The organism is Nocardia sp. CA-135398, from assembly GCF_050955845.1.
Lineage (GTDB): Bacteria > Actinomycetota > Actinomycetes > Mycobacteriales > Mycobacteriaceae > Nocardia.
This window is the reverse complement of sequence record NZ_CP192084.1, coordinates 5,930,275-5,951,272: the sequence shown is the minus strand read 5'-3', so window position 1 is coordinate 5,951,272 and position 20,998 is coordinate 5,930,275. Positions and strand designations below refer to the sequence as shown.

General features: G+C 65.7%; 22 protein-coding genes and 3 pseudogenes. 20 read left to right on the top strand and 5 right to left on the bottom strand.

The genetic code is table 11. The annotated features are described in order from the left end of the window. Nucleotides 1–71: 71 nt before the first annotated feature. From ACQP1T_RS26185 to paaI, 5 genes are all read left to right on the top strand, one after another. A complete protein-coding gene (locus ACQP1T_RS26185; protein WP_433755733.1) occupies nucleotides 72–1,340 on the top strand; it encodes an acyl-CoA dehydrogenase family protein in 1,269 nt (422 codons plus the stop codon). Nucleotides 1,341–1,478: 138 nt separating this feature from the next. Beyond that, nucleotides 1,479–2,105 (top strand): TetR/AcrR family transcriptional regulator, encoded by a 627-nt coding sequence (locus tag ACQP1T_RS26180; RefSeq protein ID WP_433755732.1) that lies wholly within the window; start codon nucleotides 1,479–1,481, stop codon nucleotides 2,103–2,105. An 87-nt stretch (nucleotides 2,106–2,192) separates the two neighbouring features. Then, on the top strand, nucleotides 2,193–4,238 hold the full coding sequence (gene paaZ / locus ACQP1T_RS26175; protein ID WP_433755731.1) for a phenylacetic acid degradation bifunctional protein PaaZ: 2,046 nt from the start codon (nucleotides 2,193–2,195) through the stop codon (nucleotides 4,236–4,238). Next, nucleotides 4,235–4,552, top strand: coding sequence for an EthD family reductase (locus ACQP1T_RS26170; RefSeq protein WP_433755730.1), 318 nt, complete (start codon nucleotides 4,235–4,237; stop codon nucleotides 4,550–4,552). Before paaZ ends, ACQP1T_RS26170 begins: the two co-directional genes overlap by 4 nt. Continuing rightward, a complete protein-coding gene (paaI, locus tag ACQP1T_RS26165) occupies nucleotides 4,549–4,965 on the top strand; it encodes a hydroxyphenylacetyl-CoA thioesterase PaaI (protein ID WP_433755729.1) in 417 nt (138 codons plus the stop codon). The genes ACQP1T_RS26170 and paaI overlap by 4 nt, the downstream gene beginning before the upstream one ends. Nucleotides 4,966–5,195: 230 nt before the next feature. Here the strand turns inward: paaI and ACQP1T_RS26160 are convergent, their stop codons facing one another. Next, nucleotides 5,196–6,200, bottom strand: coding sequence for a LysR family transcriptional regulator (locus ACQP1T_RS26160; RefSeq protein WP_433755728.1), 1,005 nt, complete (start codon nucleotides 6,198–6,200; stop codon nucleotides 5,196–5,198). A gap of 115 nt (nucleotides 6,201–6,315) precedes the next feature. On the opposite strand from ACQP1T_RS26160, the gene ACQP1T_RS26155 reads away from it, so the two are divergent. From ACQP1T_RS26155 to ACQP1T_RS26145, 3 genes are all read left to right on the top strand, one after another. Further along, on the top strand, nucleotides 6,316–7,395 hold the full coding sequence (locus ACQP1T_RS26155) for an amidohydrolase family protein (protein WP_433755727.1): 1,080 nt from the start codon (nucleotides 6,316–6,318) through the stop codon (nucleotides 7,393–7,395). Further along, nucleotides 7,388–7,765 carry a metal-sulfur cluster assembly factor gene (locus tag ACQP1T_RS26150; RefSeq protein ID WP_433755726.1) on the top strand — a complete coding sequence of 126 codons (378 nt, stop codon included), beginning with the start codon at nucleotides 7,388–7,390 and terminating at the stop codon, nucleotides 7,763–7,765. Before ACQP1T_RS26155 ends, ACQP1T_RS26150 begins: the two co-directional genes overlap by 8 nt. 113 nt (nucleotides 7,766–7,878) lie before the next feature. Next, nucleotides 7,879–8,724, top strand: coding sequence for an alpha/beta fold hydrolase (locus ACQP1T_RS26145; protein ID WP_433755725.1), 846 nt, complete (start codon nucleotides 7,879–7,881; stop codon nucleotides 8,722–8,724). Nucleotides 8,725–8,797: 73 nt separating this feature from the next. Here the strand turns inward: ACQP1T_RS26145 and ACQP1T_RS26140 are convergent, their stop codons facing one another. From ACQP1T_RS26140 to ACQP1T_RS26130, 3 genes and pseudogenes are all read right to left on the bottom strand, one after another. Then, nucleotides 8,798–9,148: a group II intron maturase-specific domain-containing protein gene (locus ACQP1T_RS26140; protein ID WP_433755724.1), complete on the bottom strand. Its 351-nt coding sequence runs from the start codon at nucleotides 9,146–9,148 to the stop codon at nucleotides 8,798–8,800. Beyond that, nucleotides 9,121–9,905, bottom strand: a pseudogene (locus tag ACQP1T_RS26135) (reverse transcriptase domain-containing protein). The gene ACQP1T_RS26140 and the pseudogene ACQP1T_RS26135 overlap by 28 nt, the downstream one beginning before the upstream one ends. Before the next feature lie 180 nt (nucleotides 9,906–10,085). Then, nucleotides 10,086–10,955, bottom strand: a complete 870-nt coding sequence (locus ACQP1T_RS26130) for an EthD domain-containing protein (protein WP_433755723.1) — start codon at nucleotides 10,953–10,955, stop codon at nucleotides 10,086–10,088. A 460-nt stretch (nucleotides 10,956–11,415) separates the two neighbouring features. Here ACQP1T_RS26130 and ACQP1T_RS26125 point away from each other — a divergent pair. From ACQP1T_RS26125 to ACQP1T_RS26070, 12 genes and pseudogenes are all read left to right on the top strand, one after another. Beyond that, nucleotides 11,416–11,508 (top strand): annotated as a pseudogene (locus tag ACQP1T_RS26125) (enoyl-CoA hydratase/isomerase family protein); the annotation flags it as partial. Continuing rightward, the gene (locus ACQP1T_RS26120) at nucleotides 11,505–12,386 is read left to right on the top strand and encodes a 3-hydroxyacyl-CoA dehydrogenase family protein (protein WP_433755722.1); all 882 of its coding nucleotides are present in this window, start codon (nucleotides 11,505–11,507) and stop codon (nucleotides 12,384–12,386) included. The pseudogene ACQP1T_RS26125 and the gene ACQP1T_RS26120, both read left to right, overlap by 4 nt. Then, nucleotides 12,383–13,177, top strand: coding sequence for an enoyl-CoA hydratase/isomerase family protein (locus tag ACQP1T_RS26115; RefSeq protein ID WP_433755721.1), 795 nt, complete (start codon nucleotides 12,383–12,385; stop codon nucleotides 13,175–13,177). The genes ACQP1T_RS26120 and ACQP1T_RS26115 overlap by 4 nt, the downstream gene beginning before the upstream one ends. Before the next feature lie 35 nt (nucleotides 13,178–13,212). Continuing rightward, nucleotides 13,213–14,142 (top strand): 1,2-phenylacetyl-CoA epoxidase subunit PaaA, encoded by a 930-nt coding sequence (paaA, locus tag ACQP1T_RS26110; RefSeq protein ID WP_433755720.1) that lies wholly within the window; start codon nucleotides 13,213–13,215, stop codon nucleotides 14,140–14,142. Between the two features lie 11 nt (nucleotides 14,143–14,153). Beyond that, on the top strand, nucleotides 14,154–14,462 hold the full coding sequence (gene paaB / locus ACQP1T_RS26105) for a 1,2-phenylacetyl-CoA epoxidase subunit PaaB (protein ID WP_433755719.1): 309 nt from the start codon (nucleotides 14,154–14,156) through the stop codon (nucleotides 14,460–14,462). A 10-nt stretch (nucleotides 14,463–14,472) separates the two neighbouring features. Then, nucleotides 14,473–15,390 (top strand): 1,2-phenylacetyl-CoA epoxidase subunit PaaC, encoded by a 918-nt coding sequence (gene paaC, locus ACQP1T_RS26100; RefSeq protein WP_433755718.1) that lies wholly within the window; start codon nucleotides 14,473–14,475, stop codon nucleotides 15,388–15,390. Next, on the top strand, nucleotides 15,384–15,890 hold the full coding sequence (paaD, locus tag ACQP1T_RS26095; RefSeq protein WP_433755717.1) for a 1,2-phenylacetyl-CoA epoxidase subunit PaaD: 507 nt from the start codon (nucleotides 15,384–15,386) through the stop codon (nucleotides 15,888–15,890). The genes paaC and paaD overlap by 7 nt, the downstream gene beginning before the upstream one ends. Then, nucleotides 15,890–16,987, top strand: coding sequence for a 1,2-phenylacetyl-CoA epoxidase subunit PaaE (gene paaE, locus ACQP1T_RS26090; RefSeq protein WP_433755716.1), 1,098 nt, complete (start codon nucleotides 15,890–15,892; stop codon nucleotides 16,985–16,987). The genes paaD and paaE overlap by 1 nt, the downstream gene beginning before the upstream one ends. Before the next feature lie 25 nt (nucleotides 16,988–17,012). Beyond that, nucleotides 17,013–18,323 carry a phenylacetate--CoA ligase PaaK gene (gene paaK, locus ACQP1T_RS26085; protein WP_433755715.1) on the top strand — a complete coding sequence of 437 codons (1,311 nt, stop codon included), beginning with the start codon at nucleotides 17,013–17,015 and terminating at the stop codon, nucleotides 18,321–18,323. Nucleotides 18,324–18,694: 371 nt separating this feature from the next. Next, nucleotides 18,695–18,889: pseudogene (locus ACQP1T_RS26080) on the top strand (enoyl-CoA hydratase/isomerase family protein); the annotation flags it as partial. 94 nt (nucleotides 18,890–18,983) lie between these two features. Then, nucleotides 18,984–19,169, top strand: a complete 186-nt coding sequence (locus ACQP1T_RS26075; protein WP_433762581.1) for a hypothetical protein — start codon at nucleotides 18,984–18,986, stop codon at nucleotides 19,167–19,169. A gap of 208 nt (nucleotides 19,170–19,377) precedes the next feature. Continuing rightward, the gene (locus ACQP1T_RS26070; protein ID WP_433755714.1) at nucleotides 19,378–20,211 is read left to right on the top strand and encodes a PaaX family transcriptional regulator; all 834 of its coding nucleotides are present in this window, start codon (nucleotides 19,378–19,380) and stop codon (nucleotides 20,209–20,211) included. A gap of 20 nt (nucleotides 20,212–20,231) precedes the next feature. Here ACQP1T_RS26070 and ACQP1T_RS26065 read toward each other — a convergent pair whose 3' ends face one another. Beyond that, entirely contained in the window at nucleotides 20,232–20,957 is a 726-nt protein-coding gene (locus tag ACQP1T_RS26065; RefSeq protein ID WP_433755713.1) for a hypothetical protein, read from the bottom strand. Nucleotides 20,958–20,998: the final 41 nt, after the last annotated feature.

The window sequence follows — 20,998 nt, the reverse complement described above, 5'->3', positions numbered from 1 at the left end:
GAGCACGTCGGGTCTGTACGACCGGGAGGTGGCGGCCCCCATACTCTGCCAACCGGTACTTGGAGAAAAGAATGATCGGGACTCTTCCGCAACACCCAAAGCTGGGACCGACAGGCCTCGACGCTCAGGTTCCCACCGAAGTGGCTGACCTTCAGCGCGAGTCACGCAAGTTCGCGCGCGAAGTCATGCGACCGGTAGCCGCAGAACTGGACAAGATGTCTGCAGATGACGTTGTGCGACCAGGTTCGCCCCTGCATGACTTTCTGGCTGAGGTCAAGCGCACAGGTCTCGCCGACCTGGGTGCACTCGTCCAGCTCCCGCCGGAGGAGCAGGCATTGATGATGCCGGTTCTGATGGAGGAACTCGGTTGGGGAGACGCCGGCCTCGCCACCCTGTCAATCGTGCGAGACGTCGCGAAGTTCACCGCTTTCAGGCTGAATAGCGCGGAGCTGATCGAGCGTGTCGGGGATGGACTTGGATGCTTCATCGGTAGTCAGCCCGATCGCGGCAGCGATGCGATCGACCACCTGGGGTTGGAGACCTATCCCGGGATGCGCCCCACAGTCGGCAACCTCACGGTACGACGGGAAGGTGCCGACTACGTGGTCCAGGGGCAATCGTCGCAGTGGATCTCAGGCGCGCCGGTCGCATCGTGCGGGATCCTCCAGGCCGCCTGTGACTTCGGTGAAGGCTTCTACGACCCTGAAGGTCGCCTCAATTACATCGGTCTCATGGTGCCTCTCGATGAGCCCGGCGTGAGCAAGAGCCCTCCGCTCTCGAAGATCGGTCAGCGGAGTCTGCCGCAGGGCGCCATCTATTTCGACTCGGTGCGGGTGCCGGCAGAGTTCGTCGTCGCCGAAGGGATCGATGCCCATCGAGACCTTGCGACGAATCTCGCCCTGGCCAAGACGATTGTCGCGACCGCGTTCGTGGGTGTAGGGCGTGCGGCATTCGACTATGCCTTCGCCTATACCCATGAACGTTCGCAAGGCGGTGTGCCGCTGATCAGGCACCAATCTGTGCGAGCGCGGATCTTCCAGATGTGGAACAGGCTTGAAGCGTCTCGCGCTTTGGTGCGCCGTGCGGTCGCCTATCACTACGGACCGTACGGACCGAGTGCCATTGGCAGCATCACCGCCAAGGTGCACGCGACGGAAGCGTCGTTCGCGTTGTCTCAAGAAGCGATGCGGCTCTTCGGTGCGAACGGCTTGACGCCGGAGTACCCGGTCGAGAAGTTGCTTCGCGACAGTCAGTCGTCGCTGATCGAAGATGGTGAGAACACGATTCTGGGGATCAACGTCGCCGCCATGCTCGCTCGTCCGGATTTGGCGGACGTGTGATCGCAGACCCCCTGAGCTAGCTGTAGTTCCCCGCCCTTGTTCGCGTACCCTCGAAGTATTAACCGAACATTCGGTATGTATCAAGTTTGGGAAGGGTCGCTTTCGAAACATTCGAGACCGATGCGTCAAGATGGACGCATGACTTCGGCGCGCACAGCCCAGACCGCGAGGCGTCCCGGCCGGCCCGGGTACGACCTGGACTCCCTGCTGTCGGTCGCGGTCAAGGTTTTCAACGACAAGGGCTACGACGCCACCAGCATGGAGACGCTCGCAAAGCGTCTCGGCATCGCCAAATCGGCTATCTACCATCATGTTTCGGGTAAGGGAGAGCTTCTGGAGCTCGCGCTGTCGCGGGCGCTGAACGGACTGCTGGCCGCGACGACGGAGGAGCAGGCGACCACTGGACGTTCCATCGATCGCCTCGAGTACTTCGTGCGCCGCAGCGTCCAGATCCTGATTACCGATCTGCCCTACGTGACCCTGCTGCTTCGCGTGCGCGGAAACACCCCGGCGGAGAAGCGCGCACTTGCCCGCCGCCGCGAATTCGACGCCTTCGTCGCCGGACTCGTCGAAGCCGCCGCCGCGGAGGGCGATCTGGCGCCGGATATCGATCCCGCACTGGTCAGCCGCCTGATCTGGGGCATGGTCAACTCCATCGTCGAGTGGTATCGCCCCCGCGGGGACAACACCGCCGACCAGATCGCCGACGCCGTGGTCGCCATCGTGTTCCAGGGGCTGCGTCACCCCAGCCCGGACGCTTCCTGACCCCCTTTCGCCTGCCGCCCATTGACAGGGGAAGAACTCTCACGGATGGTAATTATCGACCGAATGTTCAGTTCAAAGGGAGGCTCTATGACCGAGTTGCTGCGCAACTATGTGGGCGGACACTGGTACACCGCGCCGGATGCGGGCACACCACTCCACAGCGCCGTGGACGGCAGCGTGGTGGCTCGCATCTCGTCGACCGGCTTGGACACCGCGCACATGGTCGACTACGGCCGCACCGTCGCAGGGCCCGCGCTGGCGCAGCTCACCTTCCATGAGCGCGCCGCCGCTCTGAAGGCCCTGGGCACGTACCTGCTCGAGCGCAAGGAGGAGTTCTACGCACTGTCCTCGGCCACCGGCGCGACCACCCGCGATTCCGCGATCGACATCGACGGCGGCATCGGCACCTTGCTCAGCTACGCGAGCAAGGCGCGCCGCGAACTACCGAACGACACCGTGTACCTCGACGGCGCGGTGGAGCAGCTCGGCAAGGCCGGCACCTTCGTCGGCCAGCACATCTACACCTCGCGACGTGGTGTGGCCGTGCAGATCAACGCGTTCAACTTTCCGGTCTGGGGCTTTCTCGAGAAGCTTGCGCCCGCGTTCATCGCCGGTGTGCCCTCGATCGTGAAACCGGCCAGCCAGACCGCCTACCTCACCGAACTGGTCGTCCGCCGCATCATCGATTCCGGCCTGCTGCCCGAGGGGTCGGTGCAGTTGGTGTGCGGTGGCGTCGGCAGCCTGTTCGAGCACCTGTCGGGACAGGACTCGGTGGCATTCACCGGCTCGGCCGATACCGCCGCGATCCTGCGCGCGCACCCGACCGTGATCCGCGAGGGCGTGCAGTTCACCGCCGAGGCCGATTCGCTCAACGCGTCCATTCTCGGCGCCGACGTCAGCGCCGACAGCCCGGAATTCACCTTGTTCGTCAAGCAGTTGGTCACCGAGATGACCGCCAAGGCCGGCCAGAAGTGCACCGCCATCCGTCGCGCCCTCGTGCCCGAGAACCTGGTCGACGCGGTTGTGGAAGCGACCGCCGAACGCCTGGGCAAGGTCGTCGTCGGTGCACCCGGCGCCGAGGGCGTCACGATGGGCGCACTGGCCGGCCTCGATCAGCGCGAGGAAGTGCGAAAGTCCGTGCGGGAGCTGGCGACCACCTCCCGCATTGTGTTCGGCGACCCGGACACTGTGGAGGTCACCGGAGCCGACCCCGCCACGGGCGCATTCCTGTCGCCGATCCTGTTGCGCTGCGACAACCGCGACGCCACCGAGCCACACGAAATCGAGGCTTTCGGCCCGGTCGCCACCGTCATCGGCTACCGCGACACCGCCGACGCGGTCGAGCTGGCCGCGCGTGGCAAGGGCAGCCTGGTCGCCTCGGTCGTCACCGCCGATACCGCGATCGCCCGCGAAATTGTCCTGGGCCTGGCCCCCTACCACGGCCGCGTCCTCGTACTCGACACCGTGGATGCGCGCGAGTCCACCGGACACGGATCCCCACTGCCGGTCCTGGTGCACGGCGGCCCCGGCCGCGCCGGTGGCGGCGAAGAACTCGGCGGCATCCGCGGCGTCTTGCACCACATGCAACGCACCGCCGTGCAGGGCACGCCGGCCGTACTGACCGCGGTCGGTGGCCGCTGGGTCACCGGTGCCGAGCGGGTCCACGGCGATGTGCATCCCTTCCGGAAGAATCTGGGTGAGTTGCGCATCGGCGACACCATCGTCGGCGGTCCCCGTCAGGTCACCCTCGACGACATCGCGCATTTCGCCGAGTTCACCGGCGACACCTTCTACGCGCACACCGATCCTGAGGCCGCGGCGGCCAATCCCCTCTTCGGCGGGATCGTGGCGCACGGTTATCTCGTGGTGTCGCTGGCGGCGGGACTATTCGTCGACCCGGCACCCGGCCCGGTCCTGGCCAACTTCGGCGTCGACAACCTGCGGTTCCTCACCCCGGTCAAGGCCGAGGACTCGCTGACCGTGACGTTGACCGCCAAACAGATCAGCCCCCGCGCCGCCGCCGGATACGGCGAGGTCCGCTGGGATGCCACCGTGACCAACCAGAACGACGAGCTCGTCGCCACTTACGACGTTCTCACGCTCGTCGCCAAGCCTGAAGGAGAAAGCAAGTGACGTACCAGATTTCGGTGTGCTACGGAAAGCCCGACGATCCCGCCGCATTCGATGAGTACTACCGCTCGACCCACATCCCGCTCACCGAGAAGGTCCCCGGTCTGTCCGGCTTCACCTGGGGTATCTGCCGATCCCTGGACGGATCCGAACCGCGGTTCCACGCGGTCGCGCACCTGCAGTTCGCCACCGAGGACGACCTGCAGCAGGCCCTGGCCTCGCCGGAAATGCGGGTCGCGGGCAAAGACGTCCGCAACTTCGCCACCGGCGGCGCAACGATGTTCGTCCAGAATCTCGAATCGGTGCGCTCCGAATGACGACCGTCGGCCAGGCCGCCGTCGAGACGGCGCGGCAGATGTTCGCCGCCGACATCGCCTCGCGCGCACTGGGTATCGAGCTCGTCGAACTCGGTCCCGGGCACGCCACGGCATCGATGCTAGTGACCGAGCCGATGCTCAACGGGCACGGCATCACACACGGCGGCTATGTCTTCCTTCTTGCCGACACCACCTTCGCCCTGGCGTGTAACAGCCACGGACACAGCACCGTTGGCGCCCGCGCCGATATCCGCTATCTCCGCCCGACCCGGGCAGGCGACGTTCTGACCGCCGCGGCCGTCGAACGAGCCCGGTTCGGCCGCAACGGAATCTACGACGTCACCGTCTCCGATTCCGACTCCCAGGTCGTCGCCGAGTTCCGCGGTGACAGCAGGATCGTCTCACCAACCTGAGCCGACATCCCCACCGCGCCTGGTGCTGACCGCCCCGCTCCAGAGGGCCGAACTGGCCGGCTTGCCGAGAGGCAAGCCGAGTAGATCGCTCAAAGTTCAACTGTGGGAGTGCAGCGGCATCCCGGACAGCGACAGCATCGCCTCCAAGAGCCTCTGCGAGCAAATGACGGTCGCAGAGGCGCGGGCTGGCCGCGCCTGGCTGCAGGCCTGCCCGAACTTGCGGATCCTGGTCACCGGTCGCGAACCACTCGATATTCCCGGCGAGGCGGTCCTTCGAGCTCGGTGATCAGGCGCGCGGTCGGACGCTGCTCGGTGTAGTTGGCTTTGGACAACGACTTCGTCGGTGACGAGGCCTGGTCGGAAATCTCTGTGGCAACCTGGACCAGTTCGCGGGCCAGCGTCGATGAGCCCCGATCGACCACGCTGATGGTGAAGGGGCTCGGTGCAAGGTCGATGACGGGGCGATGGACGATGTTGGCGTGGCCAAATGTTTCAGCGACGCATCGTGGTAGTAGGTACACGCCATAGTGGGCGGCGACCGTGGCTAGCGCTTCCTCGATGGAATGCGTGCGAGGACCCAAAACCGGTCTGCTGCCATCCGGGCGTGGATCGATAGCGCACCACGCGATGTAGCCGGGGTCGACGGAGTCGGACAGCACGATCGGCTCATCTCTGAGGTCGGAGGCCCGCAGATCGCGCGGCAGCCTCGCGAGAGCGCTGTCTGCGTGCAGCAGGGCGACGCGAGGTTCGCGCCACAGCACATCGGTGTGTATCCCGTCGAAACCGTATGGGCCCCAGAGGAAGGCGGCGTCCAGCTCGCCGCTGCGCAATGCGTCCGGGATGTTGTCACGGTGTACCTGCTTGAATTCCAGACGCGCTGCCGGAAACCGTTGAAACGCCGCTGCAAAGATGTCGGCGGTCAGTTTCCCTGGGCCGGCGTGCATGAAACCGATTTGCAGCGACGGTGTATTCCGGCGTGTCCTCCAGGCGGCGATGCGCTCGTGTGCCGCGACAGCCTCTCGCGCCAATGGCAGTAGTTGCTGGCCCGCTGTCGTCAGCTCGACCTTGCGGGAAGAACGTTCGAACAAGGGGGTACCAAGGGACTTCTCGAGGCGGCTGATCTGCTGGCTCAGCGCCGGGGTCGTGAGGTACAGCCCGCCGGCCGCGCGTCCGAAGTGCAGTTGCTCGGCAACCGCCACAAATGCGCGCAGCGCGGCCGGGTTCAGCTCCGCCACCTGACCTCCTTTGTTCACATCATGTAAACGATGTGTTCCATAACGGAAATTGTCAAGACCCGCAAGGAGCACCAGACTCATTCGTACCCTGCCAACTGAATCCTGGAGCAATTTCATGATCGAAGATGTACCCGTCATTGACGCCGTGGTCCACTCCTACAACCTCGACGAATCCAACTTCGCGAACAAATGGGGTCGCCCTTCGGCGGAATTGACCGCCGCTGCCACCTACGCGGCGCAATCGGTGGGCTACCGGGTGCCGGCAAGTGAGTACATGCGCGACTGGACGATCGAGGAGACCGCCTCGATGGTCTTTCTCGAGAGCAACACCGACCTCGCAGTGCACCACGTGCTCCCGGTCGGTTGTTTCAAAGAAGGCATGGTGTCGGTGGAAAAAACCCACGAAGCCATTACCCGCTGGCCGAATCGGTTCATCGTCTATGCCGGCGTCGACCCAATGGCAGGCCAGGCCGCGATCGATGAATTCGACCGGCAGTTCGAGCTATTGGGCAACCCCCCGGGGCTGAAGCTGTATCCGAACAGTTGGCGCGAAGACGAAGTGTTGGGGTGGAAGATGGACGACCCGGAGATCGCCTTCCCGCTCTTCGAGCATGCACGTAAACGCGGCGTGAAGGTGATCGCGATCCACAAAGCGGTCCCGCTGGGGCCATATCCTCTGGAGCACTACCGCGTCGACGATATCGACCGCGCGGCCATGAATTTCCCGGACCTGCAGTTCGAGATTGTGCATGGGGGATCCGCCTTCCTGGAGGAGACGGCATGGCAGCTCGGTCGGTTCCCGAATGTATTTGTCAACCTCGAGATCACGTGTGCAATGGCGGCTGTCAAGCCGAAGATGTTTCAGTACGCGATTGCTAGTCTGCTGTCGGTCGGCGGTCCCCTGGCGGCGCAGCAAATCGTATGGGGCACAGGCGCTATGGCGTACCATCCCCATCCGCCACTCGAGGCGTTCTGGAATTTTCAATTCGACCAGGACGTGATGGACCACTATGGCTTGCCACAGTTCACGCGCGAGATGAAGGCAGCAGTGTTGGGGGGAAACTATGCACGAATCATGGGAATCGATTTGGACGAGCGTTTGGCATTGATCGCCGATGACGAGTTCAGCAAGTTGAAGGGCGCTGACGTGGCGCTGCCGTACTCCACGACTCGATCGGCGGGCAAGAATGAGTGATCACCCCGCACCGTGGCGGCGCACCGGGGTTGATGCGCCGGCAATCGATGACGACATCTCGGCTGCGCTGCGCACGGTTATCGATCCCTGCAGTGCCGCAACGGGCTCGCCCCTCAATCTGCTGGATATGGGGTTGGTTCGCCGTGCAGAGCGGATCGGCTCCCGAGTGGAGGTCGAACTGCGGCTCACAGCACCGATCTGTTGGAACGCCGCACCGATGATGGAGGCCGTCGAACAGGCCGTCAGCCGAATTCCGGATGTGGACTCCGTCGCATGTACCGTCGATCACGGTATGGAATGGACACCGGCGAACATGACAGCAGAAGCCAAGCGACGGCTACAACTCATCCGCCCCGTGCAGGCTCGGTAACGGTGTCCAAGCTCCGCACGGACATTCAGTGCTAGCTTCGTCCAAACACGACCGAAGCATTCATCCACAACAACGCGGCGACATATCAAACGACACATCAAAGGAGAACCTAGATGGATGGAATTCGTAGCCGATACGTCCTAGTTGACGGCATTCGAACCCACTATCTCGAAGCCGGCGACGGGGAGGAGACCGTCGTCCTGTTGCATGGGGGCGCCTTCGGCGAGGATGCGTGGCTGAGCTGGGAGAAGAATATTCCTGCTCTCGCCGAACGTTATCGCGTTGTGGCGCCTGACTGGCTCGGTTTCGGCGGCACCGACAAAATCCGTGACTTTGTGTCCGGGGCCGGGCGAATGATCGACCACATGACCCAATTCCTGCGGGTGATGTGCATCGAAGACGCACATTTCGGCGGCCTTTCCATGGGTGGCTCGATGTTGATCAAAGTTGCGGCTGCCGGAACCCCGCAATGGCCGATTCGTTCGGTCTTCCTTGCATCTGGTGGCGGATTCATTCCGGCAAATGAAGCCCGCCAGGTCCTGCTCGACTACGACCAGACGGTAGAGAAGATGCGGTCGTTGGTGCGAGTGGCCTATGCCGACCCGAAATGGGCTTCCGACGACGAATTCGTGAAACGACGCTGGGAAAATTCGTTGATTCCGGGTGCGTGGGAAGCGAGCGCATCTGCCCGTTTCAAAGCGCCCTCCGTGCCGCCGCGATCCGACTTTGGCCAGGCCGACGATACGCCATATGAACAGATTACCGTGCCGGTCCTGTACACGGCGGGAGGAAAGGACCAGTTGCGCGAGCCCGGATACGCTGCCGACATCGCGGCTCGTACCCCGAAGGGTCGGGTGGTGGAATTTCCTCATTGTGGCCATGTCCTCAACTTCGAGGCGCCCGAGGAGTGGAATGAGCTGGTTCTGAAATTCCTCACCGAAATTTCAGAACAGCGCTGACCCAGGCAGGGTCGGGTGGCCCGAGGGGATTGCACCCTCGGGCTCCCACAGAACCGGGCGTAACGGTCTCCCGTTACCCGGCTCCTGTCGTCTTGATCATCAGCGGATGTGTGACCCATGCCCAGTGGGCGAACCCACGTGAGTAGCGGGTCGTGAGCCGTTGCCAGGCCGCACGGGCCTTGCGGCGGGCTCGGAACCGTTTGTGTTTCTTGCGGATCCACCGCACCAGGTAGGTGTTGCTGCGGGCCAGCAGGCCGGACAACGCCGAGGGGTAGAACGCCCCGTAGTAGTTCATCCAGCCCCGCACGACCGGATTGATCATGCGGGCGATTCCGGCCAGGCCGAGGTCGGTGCGTCGATGCAGCTGCCATCGGCGTACTCGTCGGCCCAGCTGTTTCAAGGCGTCGGCGCTGATCGCCGGCACGAACGCGGTGAACACCGCCCGTGCCGGTCCCGCGCCGCCCGAGCCCGGAACGTGTAGCCCAGGAACGTGAACGACGTATGCTCGAACGAGCCGCGCCGATTTCCGTCCTTGCAGTACACGATCCGAGTCTTGTCCGGGTGCAGCCGCAACCCGACCCGGTCCATCCTGTCCCTGATCGCCGACAACACATATCGCGCCTGGCGTTCGCTGACGCAATGCACGACAGCATCGTCGGCGTAGCGTTCAAACGGGACGGCCGGGAAATTCCTGGCCATCCACGCATCGAATGCATAGTGCAGGAACAGATTCGCCAAAATCGGCGAGACTGCCGACCCCGCGGGGTTCCGCGGTCGCGGGCCTGTAACCGGCCGCCGGGCAGTGCCAGCGGCGCGGCAAGCCACCGCTTCACATACAGCACCACCCATGGCTGATCGGTGTGGCGTTCCACCGCTTTCACCACGAGATCCCAGGGCACGCTGTCGAAGAATTTCGCCACATCCAGATCGATGACCCAGTCGTACCGCCAACAGCGGCGCCGGGCCGCACCGACCGCGTCCAGCGCCGATCGCCCCGGTCGGTAGCCGTAGGAGTCCGGATGGAACACCGCTTCCGCGCTGCCCTCCAGCCTCGCCGCGACCACCGTCTGCGCGATACGGTCACCGACGGTCGGCACGCCCAGCGTCCTGGTCCCCTTGCCATGCGGCTTCGCGATCTCCACCGCCTTGACCGGCGGCGGAAAATAGCTGCCCGAGGACATCCGATTCCAGATCTTGTACAGGTTGCCCTTCAGATGACGCCGCAGGTGGTGACCGCCGCACATAACCCTTACCTCCTCGTATCGGCCGGGTGCCTGGTTGATGTGCTGTGGGCCCTGCTGCGTGACAAGGCCCTTCCGCACCGAGCTCCGGAGCGTCGACCGGGTCCCGGTGGCGTTTTGTCACCGTTGTTGAGATACCTTCCGTACCCGGTCCCATTCGCCGGGCTCGAACTCGCCGGCGACCAGGCGGGCCTCTAGGCTCTGCGGGTCCTCGACGGCCGGGCGCGGTGGCGGCGTGGCGGTGGTGTAATCCCACAGGACGCGTTCGACGACCACGAGACTGAAGCTGGCCTGTGGATCGATTAGTCCTTGGGCGGCGTCGGTGACCGCTGTGTCCTGCTCGCGCTCATCGTGCCAGGCTCGGAGTTGATCGAGGTCAGCGAACCACAGCTCCTCGATCCCGGCGTAGGTCTGCACGCCACCCGCCGCGAACAGCGAACCCTCGAACAAGGTGGCGTCCAGCGGCAGTTGCGTGCTCTGCGCATAGCGCAGAAGCCGACCGTGTCCGGCCAACTTCACGACGGCCGGCGCGTAATCGGTGCGCCACCGTCTCGCGAACGCATGCTGCTCCAGCAGTGGATCGCGGGCGATAAAGTTGACCAGTTTCACCCCGCCCCGACCGGTGAAGGGGACCGGTTGGTCGTGGAGCACCTCGCCCTCGACCAGCTCTAGGACGAACGACCCGTTACCGAAATCGTGATCGCCCATCCGTCGCGGGTAGTCCGCGGCCTGGAAGATCGCAAACAGGGCATCCAGGCTGGGAAGCCAGTGGTCGGACATGCCGTACCAGTCCTGCGGATGCCTGCCGTACTGGTAGTGCTCGTCAGTGGCACCGCGGGCGCGTCGATGCTGTGCGTAGCGCTCGAATCCGCGCATCACGCTCGGTGTCGTGATCATCAAGCTGGGGTGGATGACACCCCATTCGTAGTTGAACTGGTCCAGCGTCATCCCGTCGCGCGGATTGACGGTCAGCATGAACTTCATGACCATGAGGTCGCTCCTCGCGCTTCGCACGTCTTCTTACCTTGCACGTGGACAGTGTGTGGGGAACCGGTGCGTGTAGTCCACGTCACATTCGGCGGCCATCGTTCACGGCTTGTTAATCCGTATACCTGCGAGCGTGAACCGGCGTGCGTCGGTCACCATTCGCGAGGCCCGCTGTCCGAAGTGCACACGTCCGGTGACCCAGCGGCCGCCACGTAGCTCTGCAGCAGTTCGCGCATTTAACTGGCCATTCGGTATGTAAGTGCCATCCCTGAGAACTGCGCGCGTGTCAAGGGGTCTTCAGGTGGTTGGTTGGCCCGGTGTGGCGCAGGCCGTCATAGGTCCATCTTGGCGCATGGCGCCTCGGTGCCCGCCTAACCATCGGCCACGGGTTGATTACTGACTGAATGTTCGGTAATAATTCGATGTGGATCGGATGAGGAGCGGTGATGGGCGGAGTCTTCCTCACCCCTTCGCCGACGACATCGCGCAGGCGGTGCTGTTCGAGACCGAGGAGAAACACACCCGGATGACCGCATTCCTGGAGAAGAAGGCATGACCGAACCGACCTTCCCGCAACGAGTTGCCGTCATCGGCGGCGGGCGCATGGGCGCAGGCATCGCGCAGGTGTTCGCGACACTCGGCAGCACCGTCGTCATCGCCGAGGCGAGTGACCGCGCGGCCGCGCTGGACCGGGTCGCCAACGGCCTGCGCCGCGCCGCCGAACGTGGGGCACTCGACGGGCGCGACCCCGCAGACGTCCTCGCCACCGTCAGCACCGTAGCGGGACCCGCCGACCTGCCCGCCGACGCCGACCTTGTCCTGGAGGCCGTGCCGGAAGACCCGGCGCTCAAGGCCGAGGTGCTGTCCGCCGCCGACAAGATCGTCGGCCCCGGCGCGGTGATCGCCAGCAACACCAGCTCGCTATCGATCACCGAACTCGGTGCGGCACTGGACAATCCGCAGCGGTTCCTCGGCATGCACTTCTTCAACCCGGTGCCCGCCTCGGTCCTGGTGGAGATCGTGCGCGCCCCGTCGACCGAACCGGCGGTGGTCGAGCGGGTCCGTGGCTGGGTCGCCGCGCTGGGCAAGGCCGAGGTCCTGGTGAACGACTCACCGGGCTTCGCCACCAGCAGGCTCGGCGTTTGTCTCGGACTCGAGGCGATCCGGATGGTCGAGGAGGGCGTCGCCGACCCCGCCTCCATCGACCGTGCCATGGAACTGGGCTACCGCCACCCGATGGGCCCGCTGCGCTCCACCGACCTGGTCGGCCTGGACGTGCGGCTGGCCATCGCCGAACACCTCGCGGCCACCCTCGGGCCGCGTTTCGCGCCGCCCCTGCTGCTACGCGAGAAGGTCTCACGCGGCGAGCTGGGCCGCAAGACCGGCCAGGGCTTCTTCACCTGGGACACCACATCGATCGGAGGACGAGCATGACCACCGGAACCAGCACCGTCGACCTCCGCGTCGACCATGCACTGGCCACCATCAGGCTGACCCGCGCCGCGGCCTCGAACGCGCTCGACCTGGCAACCAAGAACGAGCTGCTGGCCGCCGTGCGCCGAGTCGCCGCCGACGAGAGGATCCGCGCTGTGCTGCTCACCGCCGACGGCAAGAACTTCTGCGTCGGCCAGGACCTGGGCGAGCACGTCGAGGCGTTGCACAACGACGCGACCACCGCGATGGATACCGTTGGCGCCCACTACAACCCGCTGCTGCGGGCAATACACGACCTGCCGGTGCCGGTGGTCGTCGCGATCCGCGGCGCCTGTGTCGGCGCGGGCCTCGGTCTCGCGTTGGCCGGTGACATCCGGGTAGCCGGGGCCGGCGCGAAGTTCGCGACGGCGTTCACCGGCATCGGCCTGGCGGCCGACTCCGGGCTCAGTCACGCGCTCGTGCTGGCGCTCGGCGCCAGCCGCGCGGCCGGGCTGATGTTGCTCGGTGACCGCTTCACCGCTGAGCAGGCGTTGGACTGGGGCCTGATCCACCGGCTCGTCACCGACGACGAGGTGGAGGCCACCGCCGCCGAACTCGCCGCCTCCTTCGCGCAGGGGCCGACGGCCGCCTACCGGCAGGTCAAGAAACTGCTGTGGGCCGAATCCGCCGGCTTGGCCGAGGCGCTTGAGCGCGAGCGCCTCGCGCAGGAGGCCCTCGGTGCGAGCCACGACCATCGCGTCGCCGTCGAGGCGTTCCTGACCAAGACCGCGCCGGTGTTCACGGGGCGGTGACCAGTATGTCCGCACACAGCGAAGAGAGGCCGAGAATGACCACCTCGACGGCAGAACTCGAGCGGGACTTCAACGAGATTCTCGCCCGCGACCAGCGGATCGAGCCGCGCGACTGGATGCCCGACGGCTACCGCAAAACCCTCATCCGCCAGATTGCTCAGCACGCGCACTCCGAGATCATCGGTATGCAGCCCGAGGGCAACTGGATCACCCGCGCGCCGTCGCTGCGCCGCAAGGCGATCCTGATGGCCAAGGTCCAGGACGAGGCAGGCCACGGGCTCTACCTGTACTCGGCAGCCGAGACGCTGGGCGCCGACCGCACCGACCTCACCGACAAACTGATCGAGGGCAGGCAGAAGTACTCCTCGATCTTCAACTACCCCACACTCACCTACGCCGACGTCGGGGTCATCGGCTGGCTGGTCGACGGCGCAGCCATCTGCAACCAGGTCCCGTTGTGCCGCAGCAGCTTCGGGCCCTATGCCCGGGCCATGATCCGGGTTTGCAAGGAGGAGTCGTTCCACCAGCGGCAGGGCTATGAACTGCTGCTGACCATGATGAGCGGCACCGATGCCCAGCGTGCGATGGTGCAGGACGCCGTCGACCGCTGGTGGTGGCCGTCGCTGATGATGTTCGGTCCGCCCGACGACAAGTCGCCCAACACCGCGCAGTCGATGGCCTGGCGGGTCAAACGGCACACCAATGACGAACTGCGCCAGCGGTTCGTGGACATGACCGTGCCGCAGGCCGAGGTCCTCGGCGTGCGACTGCCCGACCCCGAGCTGACATGGAACGAGCAGCGCGGCCACTACGACTTCGGAACCCCCGACTGGGACGAATTCGCCGCCGTGGTTGCCGGGCAGGGCCCCTGCAGCGTCGAACGCATCGCCAATCGCCGCGGCGCGCACAACAACGGCGCCTGGGTCCGCGAGGCCGCGGCCGTCTTCGCCACACGAGAACGATAGGGCATCCACCGATGACCGATACGAAGCCCACCGGCGTGCGCGCCGACTGGCCCCTCTACGAGGTGTTCGTGCGCGGTAAGCGCGGCCTCAACCATGTCCACATCGGCTCGCTACATGCCGCCGACGACGCGATGGCACTGCGCCACGCCCGCGATGTCTACACCCGCCGCAACGAAGGGGTCAGCATCTGGGTGGTGCCCTCGTACGCGATCGTGGCCTCCAGCCCGTCGGAGAAGGACCCGTTCTTCGCCCCCAGCGGCGACAAGGTCTACCGCCACCCGACCTTCTACGACATTCCCGATACCGTTCCCCACATGTGAGGCCGCTGCGATGATCGATCACGACTCCGCCTTCAGCGGACTTGTCGACGGTGACGGGCACGGCCAGTGGGCCTTCGGCACCAGCTTCGACGACCCGCTGGCCGGCGTGGACACCACCGTGCCCGCCGATGTCGACACCGCCGCGCTGGCGGTCTACTGCTTGATGCTCGGCGATGACGCCCTCGTCGCCGCCCAGCGCCTGTCCGAATGGGCGGCGCGCGCCCCGGAACTCGAAGAGGACGTGGCGCTGCTGAACATCGGCCTCGACCTGCTCGGCCAGGCGCGGCTGCTGCTGGCCCGCGCGGGCGCCGCCGATCCCACGCTCGTCCCGGTCCTCTCCGACACCTCCCCGGTGCCGGCCGAGGACGCGCTCGCCTTCTTCCGCGACGACCACGCCTTCCGCTGCGTGCGGTTGGTCGAGGTGGGCAACGGCGACTTCGCCCGCACCATCGTGCGGCTGCTGGTGTTCACAATCTGGCGGCTGGCGGTGTTCGACCGGTTGCGCGACTCCCGAGATCCTGTGCTTGCCGCCGTAGCCGAGAAGGGCGTCAAGGAACTTACCTACCACCGCGACTACGCCGCCCGATGGACGGTGACGCTGGGCCGCGGCACCGAGGAATCGCGGCGCCGGATGACCGAGGCGCTCTCCTTCGTGTGGCCGTTCGTCGATGAACTCTTCGCGCCCGCCGCCGAGGAAGTGGCACTCGCCGCGGCTGGAGTCGCGGTGGAACCGCGCGAGGTGCGCACGGAATTCGATCGGGTGCTGGCGCAGGTGCTGCACGCCGCCGAGCTGCTCACGCCGCCCGCGACGTCGGTCGGCATGGTCGGCGGCCGGGCAGGCCGCCAGGGCCTGCACACAGAGGCCCTGGGACCGCTGCTCGCCGAGATGCAGTGCGTTGCCCGCGCGCACCCGGAGGGGAAGTGGTAACCGCGGCCGTGGACGCGCGCCGCCTGGTCGAATCGGTGCCGGACCCGGAAATGCCGATGCTCACCCTGGCCGACCTCGGTATCGTGCGGGGCGTCGAGGTCGACACCGACGGGACGGTCGCGGTCACCATCACGCCCACATACTCCGGCTGCCCGGCGATCGCGACCATCCGCGCCGACATCACCGGCACGCTGCGCAGCCACGGCTACCACCATGTCCGCCTGGACACGGTGCTCTCGCCCGCCTGGAGCAGCGATTGGATCAGCACGGAGGGCCGACGCAAGCTGCGCGAGCACGGCTACTCGCTGCCCGGGCCCGCCCCGCGCCGCGACAACGGACCCGTTCTGCTGGTGCTGACCGCCCGGCCCCGCGCGCTGACCTGCCCGAGCTGCGGCTCGCACGACACCCGGGTGGTAGCGGAGTTCGGCGCGACCTTGTGCAAGGCCCTGTATCGATGCGCGGCCTGCCATGAACCGTTCGAACACGTGAAGGAAATCTGATGAGTACTCCCGTGCAGAACGCGCGCCCGCGACCGGCCCGCAACCGGGCATTCCATGCGTTGCGCGTCGCCGACGTCGAGCGTCTGTGCGACGACGCCGTCGCGATCGTCCTCGACGTGCCCGCCGAACTCACCGAGGAGTTCGCTTTCCGGCCCGGCCAGTCGCTGACCGTGCGCCGCGTCATCGACGGCGTGGAGCACCGCCGGTCCTATTCGATCTGCGCGCCGGTGGGCACCCCGCCCCGGATCGGGGTGCGGCGGGTCTCCGGGGGAGCGGTGTCGACCTGGCTGGTCGATGGCGTGCGGCCGGGCGACCGGCTCGAGGTCCAGGGTCCCAGCGGGTCGTTCGCCGCCGACCCCGAGGCCGGTGGCAGGCACCTGCTGATCGGGGCGGGCTCGGGGATCACGCCGATGCTGTCCATCGCCGCCTCGGTGCTGACCAACCCCGACAGCGAGGTCGTGCTTCTCTACGGCAACCGCCGGGTGCGGTCGGTGATGTTCGCCGACGAGATCGCCGACCTCAAGGATCGCTACCGCGACCGACTCGACGTCATACACGTGCTCTCCCGCGAACCCCGCGACGTCGAGCTGTTCACCGGCCGGCTCGACGCCGACCGGCTGCGCGCGATCCTGTCCGCCCTGGTTCCGATCGCTGATATCGACGACATCTGGCTGTGCGGCCCGTTCGGCATGGTCACCGACGCGCGCGCGGTCCTCGCCGAGTTCGGCGTCGCGCCCGAGCGCGTCCACTTCGAGCTGTTCTTCGTCGAGGACGTGCCGCCAGCCCACCCCGAACACGACGAACCCGGCGTCGAGGGCCCGACCAGCTCGGTCACCGTCATCCTCGACGGCCGTAGCACCACCGGCCGGCTACCGCGCGACCGCAGCATCCTCGATGCCGGGGAGCAGATCCGCTCCGATCTTCCGTTCGCCTGCAAGGGCGGCGTCTGCGGCACCTGCCGCGCCAAGATCACCGGCGGCGAGGCCGACATGCGCCGCAACTACGCCCTCGAGGATTCCGAGGTAGCAGACGGCTTCATCCTCACCTGCCAGACCTATCCCGTCAGCGACTCGGTCGTCGTCGACTTCGACGCCTGAGCGGGCACCACCTCCGGAAGTCATCATGAGCAGCGTTGCCCCCACCACCCCGCAGCCCCGCTGCGACCGTATCGAATTCGCCTCCCGGGACGAGATCTCCGCACTCCAGCTCGACCGTTTGAAATGGTCGCTCGCCCACGCCTATGAGAACGTGCCGCACTACCGGGCGGCCTTCGACGCCGCAGGCGTGCATCCGGCCGACCTCACCGACCTGTCCGACCTGGCGAAGTTCCCGTTCACCACCAAGCTGGACCTGCGGGCCAACTACCCGTTCGGCATGTTCGCCGTCCCGCAGGAGCGGGTCTCACGCATCCACGCCTCCTCCGGCACCACCGGCCAGCCGACCGTCGTCGGCTACACCGCGGGCGACCTGAGCAACTGGGCCGATCTCATCGCGCGCAGCCTGCGCGCCGGCGGCGTGCAGCCCGGAGACAAGGTGCACATCGCCTACGGCTACGGTCTGTTCACCGGCGGCCTCGGCGCACACTACGGCGCAGAACGCCTGGGCTGCACCGTGATTCCGATGTCTGGGGGCATGACCCAGCGTCAGGTGCAGCTGATCAGCGACTTCCGCCCCGACGCCATCATGGTCACCCCGTCCTACATGCTCACCATCCTCGACGAGATGATCAATGCCGGCATCGATGTCACCGCGACCTCGCTACGGGTGGGCATCTTCGGCGCCGAGCCGTGGACGGAGACCATGCGGGTGGAACTCGAGCAGCAGCTCGGCATCGACGCCGTCGACATCTACGGCCTGTCCGAGGTGATCGGACCCGGCGTGGCGATGGAGTGCGTGGAGACCAAGGATGGCCTGCACGTCTGGGAGGACCACTTCTACCCCGAGATCATCGACCCCGAGACCGGCGAGGTCCTGCCCGACGGTGAGGAAGGTGAGCTTGTGTTCACCTCGCTGACCAAGGAGGCGATGCCCGTGATCCGCTACCGCACCCGGGACCTGACCCGCATGCTGCCCGGCACCGCACGATCGATGCGGCGGATACAGAAGATCACCGGCCGCAGCGACGACATGATCATCCTGCGCGGGGTCAACCTGTTCCCCACTCAGATCGAGGAACTCATCCTCACGGTGCCTGCCCTGGCGCCGCAGTTCCAGTGCGTGCTCGACCGGCCCGCCAGGATGGACGTGCTCACCGTCCGCGTCGAAGCCCGTCCGGGCACGACCGACCAGCAGATCAACACCGCCGCGTACGAGTTGCGCAATGCCGTGAAGAATCGGATCGGCGTTACGGTTGAGGTAGAGGCGTTACCATCCGGCGCTTTGGAGAGGTCTGTCGGCAAAGCACGCCGTCTGATCGATAATCGACCCCGATGACGCGGCGGTCACCTGCTGCCCATGCTGAAAATCGTTGCCCGCGTACCCCAATCAACTATCGACGGCATTAACGGTCGACTGAAACCACCCAAATATGCTACAAAATGTATGTTGTACGTGCGTATCGTGTAGCATAAATTTTGGTCGTCCGGTGGGTCCGAGCGAGCGCAATGCGATTGATGCGGCGATGGTCGGCGCGCTGCATGAGGTAGGCGCCGAGTTGGAGGCCGAACCGAAAGTTTTGGTTGTGACCGGCGGCGTCGAGGGCGTGTTCGCGGGTGGCGCGGATATCGGGCAACTGCTCCGGCGACGCTCTTCGGACGCTGGACGGAATCAACTTGAGATTGTTCGAACGTATTCGCGCGCTACCGATGCCGACCGTTGCGGCGGTGGACGGCTGGGCGCTGGGCGGGGGTGCGGAACTCGCCTACGCATGCGACATTCGGGTCGGGACACCACGGGCGATGTTCGGTCAGCCCGAACCGCGGCTCGGCATCCTTGCCGGGGCCGGTGCGGCATTCCGCCTGGTGCGGCTGCTCGGCGAGAGCGTCGCCAAACAGGTGCTCTTGGCTGGGCGAACGCTCGACACGGAGGAAGCGTTGCGGTTGGGGCTGCTGCTGGATGTGGGAACCGGCGCAGCTGTTCGATACGGTGGATGCCGTGGTCGACCGGATTCTGCGTGGTTCGGCGATGGCCTTGCGGCTGACCAAGTTCGTGGCCGACGCGCCCGCGCATCCCTACACGGATTTGCTGGCTCAGGCGGTGCTCTTCGAGGATCCTGAGAAGTTCGAGCGGATGACGGCGTTCGTCGATCGCAAGCGCGACAAAGAAACCGAACGTGGCTGAGTTCCTCGTATAGAGCGGTGCCGACCGTCTGCCTGCGCGCCGCAGCCTGACCAACGGCTATCCGATGAGCATGGACACGGCGCCGGTGTGCCGGCCGTGCGATGCGAGGATGGGACACTTTCTATTTGGGATCGCAGGCTGTGTAGAAGGGCGTGATGTGGCCGGTGCAGCGCAGGGCACTGAGAAGGAAGGTGGGCGAAATGGTGCTGTGCCCACGGTCAGCCGTCGTCGTGAGGTGGGTGAGGGCAGTGCCCGTTCACTGCTCATGACGATTCTGGGTGAGTTCGCGCTTCCGTTCGGCGAACCGGTCTGGACGGCGACACTGGTCCGGGCGCTCGCAATAGCGGGGGTGGAGGAGAAGTCGGCGCGTCAGTCGCTCGCGCGGACGGCTGCGGAAGGTTGGCTGGTTTCCGAGCGTGTCGGTAGGCGCGTCCGCTGGAATCTGACCGAGTCGGGGCGGCGGCTGCTGGTCGAGGGCGCGAACCGGATCTATGCCTTCGGTTCCGGCGAGCAGTCATGGGATGGACGTTGGTTGGTGGTTCTCATCTCGATCCCGGAGTCGATGAGGGGACTGCGGCACAAACTACGCACCCAGTTCAGCTGGATCGGCTTCGGTTGCCCGTCTCCGGGAGTATGGATCACGCCCCACATCGCCGCCGAAGCCGAGGCGAAGGCGGTGCTCGACGAACTCGAACTGTCCGGCAAGGCCATGTCTTTCGTCGCCGAATACGGACCCCTGGGCAATCAGCGGGACATGGTGGCCGCCGCGTGGGATCTCGGCGACATCGAGCAGCACTATGAGGATTTCATAGACGAATTCGGTCGGCTCTCTCCGGTGACATCCGATGAGATTCTCGCCGCGCAGATTCGGCTCGTTCACGAATGGCGACGCTTCCCCTTCCTGGATCCGCAATTGCCGGGACTGTTGCTGCCCTCGAATTGGAGTGGCACGGCGGCAACGAAGTTGTTCCAGGACAAGCACAGCGCGTGGCGAGAATCCGCCCGCCGCCGTTGGAGCGAGCTGGCGGCGGCCGATCGTTGACCGCGCTGTGCACGGTCATGTCAGCATGTCGCCGTGGCGGGGGAGACGGATCGTGGGGACGGGACCGCGGCGGTGAGCTCAGCGACGAGGTCGGCTCGGTTTTCGCGAACCGCGCGTTGATTGACGTAGCCCTTGTCGGTGATCTCCCCGGCGTCGAGCGCGGGCGGATCAGTCAGCACGAGCACCCGGTCCACCCGCTGCGACGACCCCGCGCCGGAGGCTGCCAATCGGCGGAGACAGTCTGCGAGTTCCGCACGGAGGCCGTCCTCGGGCATCCCGTCGCTGTTGACGCGGTGGAGGTGGTCGGGATGCAGCCACACCAGCGCTGCGACGAATTCCCTGTCATGGCCGCAGATCACGGCATCTTGGAGCAATCCGGCCGAGGCCGACAAGAGTTTCGGTCGCAGGGTGCCCACGTGTACGAAGGTGCCTGTCGACAGTTTGAAGTTCTCGGCGATCCGGCCTCCGAAAACCAGACCCTGGTTCGGATCGTGCTTGTCGACGAACGAGACCAAGTCGCCGGTGCGCAGAAAGCCCTCGGCGTCGAAGGCTTCGGCATGCAGCTCCGGACGGCCGTAGAATCCCGGGGTCACATTCGGCCCGCGCACCAGCAGCTCGTACGCAGTGTCCGGTTTGCTCTCCGGCGTGGTCGCCGAGGGGACCAATTTCAATTCCATACCCGGTAGCGGCACGCCGATCGAATCGCTGCGGGTGGCGGCGAAGTGTGTGGTGGTGGCGGCGGGCACTTATATGTGACAATCATGCAAACTGGCGGACCGTTCGTCAA

Excerpts from the sequence above, each read along its gene's own strand:
- paaK (WP_433755715.1), top strand. The coding sequence starts at position 17,013 with ATGAGCAGCGTTGCCCCCACCACCCCGCAGCCCCGCTGCGACCGTATC.
- ACQP1T_RS26180 (WP_433755732.1), top strand. The coding sequence starts at position 1,479 with ATGACTTCGGCGCGCACAGCCCAGACCGCGAGGCGTCCCGGCCGGCCC.
- paaI (WP_433755729.1), top strand. The coding sequence starts at position 4,549 with ATGACGACCGTCGGCCAGGCCGCCGTCGAGACGGCGCGGCAGATGTTC.
- paaC (WP_433755718.1), top strand. The coding sequence starts at position 14,473 with ATGATCGATCACGACTCCGCCTTCAGCGGACTTGTCGACGGTGACGGG.
- paaA (WP_433755720.1), top strand. The coding sequence starts at position 13,213 with ATGACCACCTCGACGGCAGAACTCGAGCGGGACTTCAACGAGATTCTC.
- ACQP1T_RS26130 (WP_433755723.1), bottom strand. The coding sequence starts at position 10,955 with ATGGTCATGAAGTTCATGCTGACCGTCAATCCGCGCGACGGGATGACG.
- ACQP1T_RS26155 (WP_433755727.1), top strand. The coding sequence starts at position 6,316 with ATGATCGAAGATGTACCCGTCATTGACGCCGTGGTCCACTCCTACAAC.
- ACQP1T_RS26185 (WP_433755733.1), top strand. The coding sequence starts at position 72 with ATGATCGGGACTCTTCCGCAACACCCAAAGCTGGGACCGACAGGCCTC.
- ACQP1T_RS26115 (WP_433755721.1), top strand. The coding sequence starts at position 12,383 with ATGACCACCGGAACCAGCACCGTCGACCTCCGCGTCGACCATGCACTG.
- paaB (WP_433755719.1), top strand. The coding sequence starts at position 14,154 with ATGACCGATACGAAGCCCACCGGCGTGCGCGCCGACTGGCCCCTCTAC.
- paaE (WP_433755716.1), top strand. The coding sequence starts at position 15,890 with ATGAGTACTCCCGTGCAGAACGCGCGCCCGCGACCGGCCCGCAACCGG.
- ACQP1T_RS26150 (WP_433755726.1), top strand. The coding sequence starts at position 7,388 with ATGAGTGATCACCCCGCACCGTGGCGGCGCACCGGGGTTGATGCGCCG.
- paaZ (WP_433755731.1), top strand. The coding sequence starts at position 2,193 with ATGACCGAGTTGCTGCGCAACTATGTGGGCGGACACTGGTACACCGCG.
- ACQP1T_RS26120 (WP_433755722.1), top strand. The coding sequence starts at position 11,505 with ATGACCGAACCGACCTTCCCGCAACGAGTTGCCGTCATCGGCGGCGGG.
- ACQP1T_RS26145 (WP_433755725.1), top strand. The coding sequence starts at position 7,879 with ATGGATGGAATTCGTAGCCGATACGTCCTAGTTGACGGCATTCGAACC.